Here is a 14,117-nt window from a genome sequence, read left to right on the forward strand (position 1 = left end):
GCCTTCCCTGCACGACGGTTTTACGGTTTATACGTGCTCTCCTCGGGGACCGGCTTTTTTGCCCCCGTGTCGCGACAACGCGCGAGGCGCGTTGCGCTCGGCATCAGCACCGGGATGCCAGGACCACACGATTTCGCCGTCCGTGACTGCGCCGTTCGTCCACGCGTGAATTACGCGCTGCGACGCCTCACGTCCATCGCATCCCGCGCTCAACGCTCGTGACGTTCGCGAAGCGCCCCTCAGATGAGGCGGGACGGACGAATAATCCTCACTTTCTGAAAAAAGGAAATAGAAGTATTTTTCGCTCGACATCTGGACATGGGTGATCATGTTGAAACGCCTCGCAAAATAAGTTTTTTGGCGCAGCTTTTTCATTCGCGAGAAATGGCGGAAAGGTGCAATGTGCTGTAGACCGCGCGCTTGTCGGGCAAATCACTTGGGCCTAGTTGGGACACGAGCGCAGCTCCCATTAGCCGCGGATGTAGACCCAACAGGGATTGACAAGCATGTCGGAGCAGATCGGCCGCTGGGATGAGCTCGAGCAGGCGCTGCTTACGCTCGATGATCGCGCGATGGTGCTCGAGGAGCTGGATGGCTTCATTGCGGGGCTGCTGGTCTGCCCCGAGCTGATCCCGCCCGGCGAATGGTTTGCGCGCGCCGTCGGCCTGACGACATCAAGGTCGGCTCCGCTGCGCGACCTCGCCCATGCAAACGAGGTTCTCGGCCTCGTGATGGACTACTATAACGATGTCGCCTTGACGCTGGCGCGGCATCCGGAACGTTATCAACCCCGGTTTCCGATCGACGACCGCAATGGCGACGTGATCTGGGAATTGTGGCTTGAAGGATTTGCGGCGGCCGCCGATCTGCGCCGGGACGCCTGGGGGCCGCTGCTGGACGTCGGCGGGACGACCACCGATGCTTGGACGACACTTGTCCTGCTGATGGATATCGCCAACGGCGACCCCGACATGGGCGCGGAAGACGAGGCCCGGCTGCGCAGGGATCCCATGGGAGCGATCCGGACCGCGATCCTGGCGCTGAATGCCCACCGCTTGTCGTCGGCCCCGCAATCGTCTGCGACGGTTTTCACTGAGCAATCCAACCCATTCGCAAGAATGCGCAAGGTCGGCCGCAACGATCCATGCCCCTGCGGTTCGGGAAAGAAATACAAGCGCTGCTGCGGAGCCAATTGAACGCTGTTTTTGCATCGCCTTGGTGGGGTCATCGCCGCCTTCTCGTCTTTTTTATTGCAACAATGCTGGGCCGTGTAAGATGCGGCACCGCGCGAGACAGCGCGCCAACGAGAGCGATTGAGGAAACGAGATGAGGGTGGTGTTGAAGGCGCTGGCCGCTACGGTCGCGCTGGCGATCGTCACGACGGCATTGACGACGGCCTGGGCGCACGGTCCGACCCGGCGCAAGGTGCAGCAGCAGGTCACGATCAATGCGGAGCCTGCCAAGGTGTGGGCCGCGATCGGCAATTTCCAGGACATGGGATGGCTCGGACCGGTCGCCAAGACCGAGGGCGACAAGGGCAACGAGATCGGCGCGACCCGGCGGCTGACCTTGAAAACCGGAGCCACCATCGACGAGGAGCTCTACAAATACGACGCCGAGAAGATGAGCTATTCCTATCGGATCACAGCGGTCGACGTGAAAGTGCTGCCGGTCACCAACTATTCCTCGACCATCACGGTGTCGCCGGGCGCGGACGGCAAGGGCAGCCTGGTCGAATGGGCCGGCGCGTTCTACCGCGGCTATCCCAACAACGATCCGCCGCCGGAGCTCAACGACGAGGCCGCGATCGCCGCGGTAACGGGCCTCTACCATGACGGGCTCGAAGGGCTGAAGGCCAAGATCGAGAACGGCAGCTGACCGTGTTGCGAGCGTGGCTCGCGGGCACGCTGCTGATCGCGAGCGTAGCCGCCAGCGCCGAGGAGGCGTTCGTCACCAACCAGCTCAGCGACGACCTGACCGTGGTCGATCTCGCGACCTCGCGGGCGCTGGCGACGATCCCGATCGGCGGCAAGCCGGCGGGCGTGGCGGTGACGGCCGACGGCCGCTTTGCCTATGTGGCCAGTCCGGACGGCAAGGTGGTCAGCGTGATCGATGCGGCGGCGCGCCAGGTGGTCGGTCGCGTCGAGGTCGGTGGCGGACCGCTGGGCATTGCCGTGGCGGGCGATGGTGCCACCGTCTATGTCGCCGACTGGTATGCTGCTGCGATCCGGGTGATCGATGCCAAAGCGCGGGCGGTGGTCGGGAGCATCGCGGTCGGCGCCTCGCCGTCCGGCCTTGCGGTCACGCCCGACGGCCGTCAACTGCTGTCGGCGGATCGCGACGATGATAGCGTCTCGGTGGTCGACACCGCGAGCCGGGCGCGGATCGCGACTATCAAGGTCGGCATGCGGCCGTTCGGCGTTACCATCGATGCCGAGGGGCGGCGCGCGTACACCGCCAATGTCGGCTCCAACGACGTGTCGGTGGTCGACATCGCCGATCGCAGCGAGATCGGCCGGGTCAAGACCGGCCTGCGTCCTTATGCCGTGGCGCTGGCGCAGGGCCGCGGTTTCGTCACCGACCAGTACGACGGCACGGTCAGCGTGTTCGACCTGGCGACGTTGCAGCCGATCAAGCGCATCAGCGTCGGCGATTATCCGGAAGGCATCGCCGCGACCGCCGACGGCCGGCGCATCATCGTCGCCAATTGGGAGAGCAACACGCTCAGCATCATCGATGCAGAGGCGCTGAAGGTGACCGGCGAAGTCAAGGTCGGTGACGGCCCGCGCGCGTTCGGGGCGTTCCTGCGGAGATAGAGCATGATCCGGAAAAGTGGAAACCGGTTTTCCGAAAAGATCATGCTCAATCAAAGAGATTAGATCATGATGCGATTCCTTCTAATCGCATCATGATCTAGTGGCCTCTGGTAGCCCGGGTGAGCGCAAGCGATACCCGGGAATATGCATCCGGGAATGACACTCTCCGCGCATGTCGCTCTCGCTCATGCGCGCTACATCCACCTCAGAGCAGATCAGCGCTCCAACACTCTTTCCGCGATCTCGTTCATCCGCGTGAATACCAGATCCGGCTTGCAGTCAATCAGCGCCTGCGGTGCCGCATAGCCCCAGGTCACCGCGCCGCAGGCGATGCCGGCCGTGCGCGCCGCCTCGATGTCGCGGGTCTCATCGCCGATCGCGATCGCCTGCCGTGGATCGAGGCGCGCGCGCCGGACGACGCGGCGGAATTTCTGCGCCTTGCCGAAGATCGAGGCCGAGCAGTCGAAGTCCGAAAACAGCGCAGCGGAGGGGCCGAGCTTCTCACGCGCATTGGCCTCGGTATCGGAGGACACCAGCGCCAGGCGTATGCCGCCGGCGGCGAGCGTCGTCAGCATTGTCTCGACACCATCGAACAATGGAATGCTTGCGGCATGCGCCGTCTTCAGCTTTCGCATATGGCGCGCGATCAGCGGGATCTTCCACCAGCGCACTTCGAGATAATCGAGGATCTCGCGCGTCGAGGCGTGACGCAGCATCTCGATGTCTTCTTCAGCGACAGCGCGGAAGCGATAGCGCTTGGCCACCGCGTTGAGGTTGCGCTTGAACCAGGGAAAGCTGTTGGCGAGCGTGCCGTCAAGATCGAAGATGACGAGGGAATAGGGCATGAAAAATGGGGACCAGCCGTGCAATGATCGCCCTGATCGAGAGCCTGCTGCATCCGATTCAGAACGTGAATTTCAACTACATGACCGGTTCAGCCGGCCCGAACCGGCCGGGCACCATTAGGGGTCTACCCCATCGGGGTCGGGCGGTCGCAACCTAATATCACGGTCGTGTGCGCGGCTTCACCACTTTTGTGAACGAAGCAATCAGGAACGCCCTGTGCGGCGCGCGTGTTGGTCCGGCTCTAAGAGCAGGGAGCACTCACATGCAACGCACGATCAAGATCGCCGCACTGGCAGCACTCACCGTTGTGGCTGGCACTGCCGGTGCCTTCGCCGATGAGTACGGCTACTATGGTCGCCACGGCTACGCCCGCTACGGCGATTCCTACGCCTTCGCGCCGGGACCGGGTTACGTCCCGGCCGGACCGCAGCCGATGTACTATCGCGGCTACGGCGGGCCCGCCTGGGGATATTATGGCAATGGCGCCAACCATCCGACCCCGAGCTCGACCCAGGGCGACGTCGGCCCCGAGGGCAACAACAACGGCACGCGGACCGGCGTCTACCGTCGCTGGTAACACCGGCTTGAGTTCGAGCCACGCTCGAGCCTGAAACGAAACCCGCCGCTTCTGCCGAGCGGCGGGTTTTTGTTCCTCGTCTGCACATAACGGAACGAAAATCAATTTGTGACGATACCCACCTAGGGAAGGTTTTTACTCCATTTGCTCCAAAATGAATCATCGCGGGGTTGGGCGTCTAGTTCGTCTCTTACGTTTTTTGAAAGAACATTCTCGTCGCAATAGGAAGGAATTCCAATTCCGCCGTAGAATCCCAGAGAAGAGAGATGTTCGGCCCACGGGCGGATTGTCGTGTCTTCGAAAGCTAACCTAAGTGTTAGCTCGTAGATCAAACCAGCTAAAATTGCTCCAGAATGGTCGAATACGCCGTCAAAATTGCGATCATCCTGAATCACATACATTGTGGCTACAGCGCCAGCAGCCTCAATCTCGTTAAGTTCTTCCCTTTCATCTTCAGTGAGGTGTTTTCCGATGAGGACATGCTTGCCGAGCGAATAAGTTGCAGTATCTGCAACGCAAATTAGATCTAGAAGTTCTCGCGGGTGATCTACATGTTTGGGTGTATTGTCGCAAATGCATTTGTACAGTTTATTGCTGCTCGATCTCTGTTCGATTGATTGCGAGTGTGCCAGCAGGCCAAAAATAGGTGGGGCGTTGAGTTCGTCATAAGGCGTTTGTTGGCGCTGTTTGGCTTTCTTTTTGATACGCGCAGCAGTCTGGAATGCTCGCGCAACGTCGGCCTTTCGAAGGATAAGCTTGCATTCGAAGGCAGCAACAACTCCGCCGGCAAATACGTACTTCTCATTTCCAAGAGCTCTTGGATAAGATGGCGTGAGGACAAGGATATCGACTTGAGGGCTCGATGAGCCGTCTTCAAATAAGAGGCGTCCCTTCGTCACGACCCTATAAGTGGCGGGCAGCCAGTTACGCAGAATCTCAGCCCAACCTTCTTCCGCTTGGTCTCCTGCAGTCCCGGGGTCTTCCCTGCTTCGTTGCCGAATACGGGAGTAGTCACGTTCTAAGGAGTTACGGCACTCAAGAGCTTAAAAAAATCGTGTTTTTCCTTCATCCGTGATCAATTCAGTTGGTCCATTACTCGGCCGCCTCGCTCGCCGAGCCGCCGCCGTTGCTCCGCTTCTTCGGCTTGGCCGACTTCTCCAGCACCGGTTTGAGGAATTGCCCGGTGTAGCTGCGCGGCGCCTTGACGATGTCCTCCGGCGGGCCCCAGGCGACGATCTCGCCGCCGCCGTCGCCGCCTTCGGGGCCGAGATCGATCACCCAGTCTGCGGTCTTGATGACTTCGAGATTATGCTCGATCACGACCACCGTGTTGCCCTGCGCGACCAGCTCATGCAGCACTTCCAGCAGCTTCTTGACATCGTGGAAATGAAGACCGGTGGTCGGCTCGTCCAGGATGTAGAGCGTGCGCCCCGTGGCGCGCTTCGACAATTCCTTGGCGAGCTTGACGCGCTGCGCTTCGCCGCCCGACAGCGTGGTCGCCTGCTGGCCGACATGGATGTAGTCGAGGCCGACGCGATGCAGGGTGTTGAAGGTCTCGCGCACCCGCGGCACCGCCTTGAAGAACTCGGCGGCCTCCTCCACCGTCATGTCGAGCACGTCGGCGATCGACTTGCCCTTGAACAGCACCTCCAGCGTCTCGCGGTTGTAGCGCTTGCCCTTGCAGACGTCGCAGGTGACGTAGACGTCGGGCAGGAAGTGCATTTCGATCTTGATGACGCCGTCGCCCTGGCAGGCCTCGCAGCGGCCGCCTTTGACGTTGAACGAGAAGCGACCGGGCTCGTAGCCGCGCGCCTTGGCTTCGGGCAGTCCGGCGAACCATTCCCGGATCGGCGTGAAGGCGCCGGTGTAGGTCGCGGGGTTGGAGCGCGGGGTGCGGCCGATCGGCGACTGGTCGATGTCGATGATCTTATCGATATGCTCCAGGCCCTCGATGCGGTCGTGCGGCGCGGCCGCCTCGTTGGCGCCGTTGAGCTTGCGCGCGATCGCCTTGTAGAGCGTGTCGATCAAGAGCGTCGACTTGCCGCCGCCGGAGACGCCGGTGATGCAGGTGAACAACCCCAGCGGAATCTCGGCCGAGACGTTCTTCAGGTTATTGCCGCGCGCGTTCACCACCTTGATGGTGCGACGATGGTTCGGCGGCCGCCGCTCCGGCACCTCGACCTCGAGCTCGCCGGTGAGATATTTGCCGGTCAGCGATTTCGGATTGCGCATGATCTCGCCCGGCGTGCCCTGGGCGACGATATTGCCACCATGCATGCCGGCGCCGGGGCCGATATCGAGCACGTGGTCGGCCAGCCGAATGGCGTCCTCGTCATGCTCGACCACGATCACGGTGTTGCCGAGATCGCGCAGCCGCTTCAAGGTGTCGAGCAGGCGGGCGTTGTCGCGCTGATGCAGGCCGATCGACGGCTCGTCGAGCACATAGAGCACCCCGGTCAATCCCGAGCCGATCTGCGAGGCCAGGCGAATGCGCTGGCTCTCGCCGCCGGACAGCGTGCCGGAGGAGCGCGACAGCGTCAGGTAGTTGAGGCCGACGTCGAGCAAGAAGGTGAGGCGGTCGCGGATCTCCTTGAGGATGCGGGTGGCGATCTCGGTCTGCTGCGCGTTCAGGTGAGCCGGCACCTCGGCAAACCATTCGCCGGCCTTCTTCACGCTGAGATCGCTGATCTCGCCGATATGCTTGCCGCCGACCTTGACGCAGAGCGCCTCGGGCTTGAGCCGATAGCCGCGGCACGCCGCGCAGGGCACGTCGTTGAAATATTTGCCGAGCTCCTCGCGCGCCCATTCGCTCTCGGTCTCGCGGAAGCGGCGCTCGATATTGGTGATGACGCCCTCGAACGGCTTCTTGGTGTCGTAGGAGCGGACGCCGTCCTCATAGGTGAACTTGATCTCGTCCTCGCCGGAGCCGTGCAGCAGCGCGGTCTGCACCTTCTTCGGCAGGTCCTTCCACTTGGTGTCGAGCGTGAATTTGTAGAACTTGGCGAGCGCGGTCAGCGTCTGCAGGTAATAGGGCGATGACGACTTGGCCCAGGGCGCGATCGCGCCCTTGCGCAACGTCAGCTCCTTATCCGGAATGACGAGGTCGGCATCGACATGCTGCTCGACACCGAGCCCGCCGCATTCGGGGCAGGCGCCATAGGGGTTGTTGAAGGAGAACAGCCGCGGCTCGATCTCGGGAATGGTGAAGCCGGACACCGGACAGGCGAACTTCTCCGAGAACAGGATGCGCTCGGGTCCGCTCTTGTCGTGGATCTTGGCGGTCTTCTTGTCGGCTTTCTTCTCGTCAGTCGCGGCCGGCGCGTCGGCGAACTCCACGACGGCGAGCCCCTCGGCGAGCTTCAGCGCGGTCTCGAAACTTTCCGCCAGCCGCTGGCCGATGTCGGAGCGCACGACGATGCGATCGACCACGACATCGATGTCGTGCGGGAATTTCTTGTCGAGCGTGGGCGCCTCGGCGAGCTCGTGGAAGCTGCCGTCGATCTTGACGCGCTGAAAGCCCTTCTTGAGATATTCGGCGAGCTCCTTCTTGTACTCGCCCTTGCGGCCGCGCACGACCGGCGCCAGCAGGTAGAGCCGCGTGCCTTCGGGCAACGCCAGCACGCGATCGACCATCTGCGAGACGGTCTGGCTCTCGATCGGCAGGCCGGTGGCGGGCGAGTAGGGCACGCCAACGCGCGCCCAGAGCAGGCGCATATAGTCGTAGATCTCGGTGACGGTGCCGACGGTGGAGCGCGGGTTCTTCGAGGTCGTCTTCTGCTCGATCGAGATCGCCGGCGACAGGCCATCGATCTGGTCGACGTCCGGCTTCTGCATCATCTCGAGGAACTGGCGCGCATAGGCCGACAGCGATTCGACATAGCGACGCTGGCCTTCGGCATAGATCGTGTCGAAGGCGAGCGAGGATTTGCCGGAGCCGGACAGGCCGGTGAACACCACGAGCTTGTCGCGCGGGATCTCGACGTCAATGTTCTTCAGATTATGCTCGCGCGCGCCGCGAATGGTGATCGCACGTAGGCTCGATTCCTTGGCTTGCGCGCGCTGCTTGGCCTTGAGCACTTCATCCATGGCAATCGGTCCCTTGGCGCAGAGGTCGCGCACGTCGTTTCAGGCGCGCTCCGCCGGAAGCCGGACATCAGACGCCAATGGGGGAATGTTGGACTGGAACGTAGGAAGAACGATAGCCGATTTCCAGTGCCGCGCGCGAATCATCAACAATGCGTTCGCGACATGGCGGCAAGTGGCAGCAGGATAGGGAACCCGTGCTGATACGGAGTGCGCAAAGAAAAAAGCCTCCGCTCGACAGAGCGGAGGCTTCGACCGAGGCCCGATGGCCGCCAATCTTAGAAGTGGTAGTTCACGCCGACCTGCACGCTGTGCAGGTTGAGGTCTCCGGTCGGCAGCGCGCCGCTGAAGTAGCTCTTGCCCTCGAAGCTCTTGTAGAGGTACTCGGCCTTGACCGACCACTTCGGAGCGAACATGACTTCGACGCCGGCACCGGCGGTCCAGCCGCTCAGGAACTTCTCGTCCGAAACGCTGACGCCGAGCGCGGAGAGCGAGATCTTGTTGTTGGCCCAGGCGTAACCACCGGTGCCGTACAGCAAGACCGTGTTGAAGGCGTAACCGATACGGCCACGGACAGTGCCGGTGCTGTCGACCTTGCTGCTGGCGGTCACCAGGCCGAACGGCGCGACGGTGGCGGAAGCCGAGGCGCTGATGTCAGCCCAGGCAGCATCGGCCTCGAGGCCGTACACGATGTTGGCAGCCTGCCAGTTGTAGCCGATGGTGCCGCCGGCGAAGCCGCCCTTCATCGCGAAAATGTCGGCGTCTTCGCTCGCATAGCCGCCCATGCCACCGATGTAGAAACCGGCCCAGGTCGGCAACGGCGCCAGCGCCGGAGCCTTGGTGTAGGTCTTCGCAGCGAGGTCCGCAGCGAAAGCTGGTGCCGTTCCCAAAGCGGCAACAGCAACGGTCGCCAGCAGAACTTTCTTCATCATCTCTTTCAGTCCCATTCTTCCTCGTTGTTCCGGCCCGCGATGCTTCGACCGCGCTGACCGGACCTCACCCGTTCAGGTTGACGCGGTTCCTATAGCCGATGAGTCGATCGAATACCGTCACCTCCGCGCCACAGTCGGGGCGAAAGCACGGTCCGGTGATGACCTGCAGAAAAGTTCCGCCAATTCAGATCGTTATGTGCACTTTTTGCTGATGCATGGCTGCCACGCAAAAAGGCCGGCGCGAGGCCGGCCTTCCGACGCTGATTTCGCGCTGTGAGACGCGGGTCAGTAGCGGGCGATCACCGGACTGCCGAAACGGTAGTTGACGCGGACGGTCGCCATGTCGACGTCCTGCTTGATGCTATCGGTGCGCGACAGGATCAGCCCCGGATTGGCGGGGAAGGAGATGTCGCGCCGTCCCATGAACAGATGATCGTATTCGGCGGCGACCGACCAGCCCGGCGCGAAGGCGAACTCGACACCCGTGCCGACAGTCCCACCCCAGCGGGTTTCACTCGCCGAATCGAGATAGGTCCCGGCCGGGACGGGAGCGGCCGCGCTCGCCGTGCCCGTATATTTGTTGTGGGTGAGCGCGGCGCCGCCCTTCACGTACCAGAGCACGCTGTTCCAGGCATAGCCGACTTGGCCAGTGAACAGACCAATTGCATCGGTCTTGGTGGTGTTCGTCACGGTGTCATCGACCGCGCTGACGTTCGAGGCCTTCAGGTCGGTCCAGTCGCCCTGCGCCTCCAGACCGAACACCCAGTTGTTGGCCTGCCAGCGATAGCCGAGTTGACCGCCGGCCACACCGCTGGTCGCGCTGTGGCAGCCTTCACCCGTCGGTATTACCGCGGTCCCGCCGATTCTGTTCACGGTCCAGCAGTTGCGGCTCCAGTCGGCGCCGCCGTTGACGCCGAGATAGAAGCCGGCCCAGCTCGGCAGCGGCGCGACCAGCGGGGCGGGCGCCTTGGTGTAGGGCCGGGCGGCCAGGTCAGCAGCGAGCGCGGGGGCCGTCGCCAATGCGGTGAAACTCACGGTCACAAGCAGGGTCGTCTTCATTGTTCTCTCCAGTCCCAATATTCCTCTTCGTCCGGACCCCACCGTCCGAACTCACCCCTCGGATTGAAGACAATTGTAACTAATAAGGTCTCGCCAGGCTGTGACCAGCGCGCTGCATCAGGCAGGAGCTGCGATTCGTGCTTAAGCATTGGTGAAGGTCGCGCGTCTCTCGACCGGGACTCACGCCTCCTTGCCACCGTGCCGCGCGGTGAGTGGCTTCATGAAAAAGGCCGGCGCGAGGCCGGCCTGATCCCGATCGGAGCTCATGGTCCGGAGCTCAACTCGTGAGCTCAGTATTTCCCGACCACCGGACCGCCCCAGCGATAGTTGACGCGCACGGTTGCCATATCGGCGCCCTGACCAACCGTATCGGTCCGCGAGATCGTCCCGGTCGGAACGGTAGAGAAGGTGAGGGCGCGGCTGCCCATGAACAGGTGGTCGTATTCGGCGGCGACCGACCAGTTGGGAGCGAAGCCGACTTCGATGCCGGTGCCGACGACGCCGCCCCAGCGCGTCTCGCTGCCTTGATCGAACACGCTGCCGGCGGCCGTGGTGATGCCGTTGTACTTGTCATTGGCGACGGCGCCGCCGCCCTTCACGTACCAGAGCACGTTGTTCCAGGAATAGCCGATCTGGCCTGTGAACAGGCCGAGCGCATCGATCTTGCTCTGATTGGTAGCGCCGGGAATGAACTGGCTGGCATTGCTGCCCTTGAAGTCGGCCCAGTCGCCCTGCGCCTCGACGCCGAACACCCAGGCGCCGGTCTGCCAGCGATAGCCGATCTGGCCGCCGACCAGGGCACCGGTTGCGTCGTGACAGCCTTCGGCCGCATTCGGAACGGTCGGCGTGCCGAAGGTGCTGGTGTTGGTCCAGCACTTGTGGGCAGAGCCGCCGCCGGCGTTGGCGCCGATGTAGAAGCCGCTCCAGTCGTAGATCGTCGCGATCATCGCCGGGGCTTTGGTGTAGGGCCGTGCAGCGAGGTCGGCCGTGAGTGCAGGCGCCGCCCCCAGCGCCAACCAGGCCACACCGACCTGGAGCGCCCTCTTGATAGCTGTCCCCATCGCCATTCCGACGCCTGCACTCACGCCTTTACCCACGCCCCACCTGGGCTTATAGCCTCGTTCCGCCCGAAATGCCGTCACCGAAAAGCCACAACGTTGCAGCAACCGCCACGTGCGATTCATACGCGGCAGGCGCGCGCGAGACCCGTCTGCACAACAAAAAGGCCGGCGTGCAGCCGGCCTTCTCAGTTTCTGCTGGATGCTTGGCCTCAGCGATCAGTACCGGGCGACCACCGGACCGCCCCAGCGATAGTTCAGTCGCACGGTGGCGAGATCGACATCCTGGCGAATGCGTTCGGTGGCGCTGAAGACGCCGGCTGGCGTGACCGAATTCAGGGTGCGCGTGCCCAGGAACAGGTGGTCATATTCGAAGCCGATCGACCAGTTCGGCGAGAACCCGACTTCGATGCCCGCACCGACCGTGCCGCCCCAACGGGTGTCGTTGACGGAGTCGACCAGGAAGCCGGCCGCGTCGATGGTCCGGTAGCGATCGGCGACCACGGCCGCGCCGCCCTTCACATAACCGAGCACATTGTTCCAGGCCCAGCCGATCTGGCCGGTCATCAGGCCGAACGCGTCGACCCTGGTCTGATTGGTCAGGCCAGCGGCGAAGACCGTGCCAGCCAGGAGGTTGACGTTGCTGCCCTTGAGGTCGGCCCAGTTGCCCTGGCCCTCGAGGCCGAACACCCAGCTCTGCATCTGCCAGCGATAGCCGATCTGGCCGCCGGCCGTGGCGCCCGTTGCGTCATGGCAGCCTTCGGCCAAGGGCGTTGCCAGCGGGCCTGTGGGCGCGGGCAAGGCAGTGAGGTCCCGGCAATTCCGGCTCCAGCCTCCGCCGCCGTTGCCACCGATGTAGAAGCCGCTCCAGTCGTAGATGGCGGCTGCCACTGGAGGCGGCGCCTTGGTGTACGGCCGCGCGGCGAGATCCGCCGCCCCGGCCGGTGCCACCATCCCCAACACAATGATACTCGTCGCACCCAGCAGAATCTTTTTCATCGAACTCCCCTCGGCGTTTTGCGCCCCCCGTTGTCCCCGGAAGCGCCGTGACAATTTCTCGCGACCGCCCTTACGGCCCAAATTCCACCCGTAAATATACCCGATTCAACTTCCGATACCGTCTCCCGAAAGACACACTCGCCAGCCGAATGAAGGTCAGCGGTCCTAACCTAAGTTAATGATCGGCATCGAGATTTCTGGCCGGATGGAACTTTTTCGAGTTCCATTGCCGAAAACACCCTTAGGTAGTGTGGGCAAAATCAGCGTGAGCACAATGGTGTGCGTGGAATTCTGGAACAAACCTGGAACAGTGACGGTTGGCGCGCTATATGTGGATAAGCCAGGAGAGGGCAGGTGGCGGCCGCAGCAAGCGTATAGGGTCCGCCGCGAAGGGATCTGGTCTGTCAATTCAGCTGTCGAGGCTGCGCGGCTGCCAATCCAGGGATTTTGAACCGCGGGAGAGTGGTGATGGCGGGAAGCGTGAACAAGGTGATTCTGGTCGGCAATCTCGGCAAGGATCCGGAGATCCGGCGTACCCAGGACGGACGACCGATCGCCAATTTGAGCATCGCGACGTCGGAGACCTGGCGCGACAAGGCCACCGGCGAACGAAAAGAGAAGACGGAGTGGCACCGCGTCGTGATTTTCAACGAAGGACTCTGCAAGGTCGCCGAGCAATATCTGAAGAAGGGTGCGAAGGTGTACATCGAGGGTGCGCTGCAGACCCGGAAGTGGACTGATCAGAGCGGCGTCGAGAAGTACTCCACCGAAGTGGTGCTGCAGGGCTTCAACTCCACGCTGACCATGCTCGATGGTCGCGGCGGTGGTGGCGGCAGCTTCTCAGACGAGCCGGGCGGCGATTTCGGCATGAGCACCCCATCGGCACCGCCACGCCGCGCAGTCGCGGCCGGTGGCGGTCGCAACAGCGACATGGATGACGACATTCCGTTCTGAAACTGAAGTCGGCGCAGTCGCATGGACGACTGCGCCGCGACGGCCTAGCCGTTGGCCATCGAGGCCGGTCACGTCAATGTCAGCGTCGACGATGGGGACGCTCGTCGCGCTGTCTACATCCTGAAAGTGGCGATCAGCATGTCGCTGAGCAGGTCGGCCTGACGGATGAGAGTCGCGCCGGATGTTCGTTCGTCCGTCGTTCTCTCGGCAAAGCTGGTGACCAGCGTCACGGCGAAGTCGATCTCGAAATCGAGATCATCCGATCTCCGATTTTTCAACGCGCCTTCGACGAATTGCTTGAAGAGCTGGGTGCCTGTCGCGATCAGGGCACGAAATTCCGCGGTATCTCTCAGATCGACCGAGGCGATCCGCAAGGCGCGTCGCAAGTCTGCTTCCGCGGCCTCGATCATGAAGAATTCGCGGATGAAGTCCCTGAGCTTTTGAGCATGGTCGCGACCGCGCCGGAGCAGGATCGGCGACAGCCTGGCGAGTTGCTTCTCCCAGGTGACCCGCACCAGATGGAAGAGCAGGGCCTCCTTGTTCGGGTAGTATTGATAGAATGAGGAGATGTTGACGCCGGCCTTCTCGGCGACCTTGTTGGCCGTGAACCCACTCGGCCCGTCATGCGTCAAAATGTAAGTAGCTGCCTCGAGGATCGCGTCCACTGTCGCGATCGCCCGTTGCTGTTTGGGCTGTTTTTTCAAGGCAATGTCGACCGATCGCGCCATTGGAAGGGTCCGCTTGGGAATGTGACTATCGAATGTAACTAAATGCTTATATTTTCTCTCCGCCC

Annotated in this window: 13 protein-coding genes; 5 read left to right on the forward strand and 8 right to left on the reverse strand. The window is 62.4% G+C overall.

The window, feature by feature from the left end; all coding sequences use genetic code 11:
• Positions 1 to 506: 506 nt before the first annotated feature.
• The 3 genes from P6U24_RS17320 to P6U24_RS17330 all read left to right on the forward strand — a co-directional run bounded on the left by P6U24_RS17320 (position 507) and on the right by P6U24_RS17330 (position 2,816).
• Complete coding sequence (locus P6U24_RS17320; RefSeq protein WP_407160278.1) at positions 507 to 1,196, forward strand: UPF0149 family protein; 690 nt, start codon at positions 507 to 509, stop codon at positions 1,194 to 1,196.
• 130 nt (positions 1,197 to 1,326) lie between these two features.
• Positions 1,327 to 1,878 (forward strand): SRPBCC family protein, encoded by a 552-nt coding sequence (locus P6U24_RS17325; protein ID WP_407160279.1) that lies wholly within the window; start codon positions 1,327 to 1,329, stop codon positions 1,876 to 1,878.
• A gap of 2 nt (positions 1,879 to 1,880) precedes the next feature.
• Positions 1,881 to 2,816, forward strand: coding sequence for a cytochrome D1 domain-containing protein (locus P6U24_RS17330; RefSeq protein WP_407160280.1), 936 nt, complete (start codon positions 1,881 to 1,883; stop codon positions 2,814 to 2,816).
• Positions 2,817 to 3,031: 215 nt separating this feature from the next.
• On the opposite strand, the gene P6U24_RS17335 is transcribed toward P6U24_RS17330, so the two are convergent.
• On the reverse strand, positions 3,032 to 3,661 hold the full coding sequence (locus P6U24_RS17335; protein ID WP_407160281.1) for an HAD-IA family hydrolase: 630 nt from the start codon (positions 3,659 to 3,661) through the stop codon (positions 3,032 to 3,034).
• 263 nt (positions 3,662 to 3,924) lie between these two features.
• On the opposite strand from P6U24_RS17335, the gene P6U24_RS17340 reads away from it, so the two are divergent.
• Complete coding sequence (locus tag P6U24_RS17340) at positions 3,925 to 4,239, forward strand: hypothetical protein (RefSeq protein ID WP_407160282.1); 315 nt, start codon at positions 3,925 to 3,927, stop codon at positions 4,237 to 4,239.
• A 122-nt stretch (positions 4,240 to 4,361) separates the two neighbouring features.
• On the opposite strand, the gene P6U24_RS17345 is transcribed toward P6U24_RS17340, so the two are convergent.
• The 6 genes from P6U24_RS17345 to P6U24_RS17370 all read right to left on the reverse strand — a co-directional run bounded on the left by P6U24_RS17345 (position 4,362) and on the right by P6U24_RS17370 (position 12,370).
• Entirely contained in the window at positions 4,362 to 5,240 is an 879-nt protein-coding gene (locus P6U24_RS17345) for a DUF6602 domain-containing protein (RefSeq protein WP_407160495.1), read from the reverse strand.
• A gap of 91 nt (positions 5,241 to 5,331) precedes the next feature.
• Entirely contained in the window at positions 5,332 to 8,325 is a 2,994-nt protein-coding gene (gene uvrA / locus P6U24_RS17350) for an excinuclease ABC subunit UvrA (protein WP_407160283.1), read from the reverse strand.
• Positions 8,326 to 8,600: 275 nt separating this feature from the next.
• Positions 8,601 to 9,251, reverse strand: a complete 651-nt coding sequence (locus tag P6U24_RS17355; protein ID WP_407160496.1) for an outer membrane protein — start codon at positions 9,249 to 9,251, stop codon at positions 8,601 to 8,603.
• A gap of 288 nt (positions 9,252 to 9,539) precedes the next feature.
• Positions 9,540 to 10,313, reverse strand: a complete 774-nt coding sequence (locus P6U24_RS17360; RefSeq protein WP_407160284.1) for an outer membrane protein — start codon at positions 10,311 to 10,313, stop codon at positions 9,540 to 9,542.
• 290 nt (positions 10,314 to 10,603) lie between these two features.
• Positions 10,604 to 11,374, reverse strand: coding sequence for an outer membrane protein (locus P6U24_RS17365; protein WP_407160285.1), 771 nt, complete (start codon positions 11,372 to 11,374; stop codon positions 10,604 to 10,606).
• A 216-nt stretch (positions 11,375 to 11,590) separates the two neighbouring features.
• Complete coding sequence (locus tag P6U24_RS17370; RefSeq protein ID WP_407160286.1) at positions 11,591 to 12,370, reverse strand: outer membrane protein; 780 nt, start codon at positions 12,368 to 12,370, stop codon at positions 11,591 to 11,593.
• A gap of 468 nt (positions 12,371 to 12,838) precedes the next feature.
• Here P6U24_RS17370 and P6U24_RS17375 point away from each other — a divergent pair, with 468 nt between their 5' ends.
• Positions 12,839 to 13,324, forward strand: a complete 486-nt coding sequence (locus P6U24_RS17375; RefSeq protein WP_407160287.1) for a single-stranded DNA-binding protein — start codon at positions 12,839 to 12,841, stop codon at positions 13,322 to 13,324.
• Positions 13,325 to 13,437: 113 nt separating this feature from the next.
• Here P6U24_RS17375 and P6U24_RS17380 read toward each other — a convergent pair whose 3' ends face one another.
• Entirely contained in the window at positions 13,438 to 14,052 is a 615-nt protein-coding gene (locus P6U24_RS17380; RefSeq protein ID WP_407160288.1) for a TetR/AcrR family transcriptional regulator, read from the reverse strand.
• Between the last annotated feature and the right edge of the window lie 65 nt (positions 14,053 to 14,117).

Origin of the sequence: Bradyrhizobium sp. STM 3557 (assembly GCF_045571465.1) — a bacterium.
Classification (GTDB): domain Bacteria; phylum Pseudomonadota; class Alphaproteobacteria; order Rhizobiales; family Xanthobacteraceae; genus Bradyrhizobium.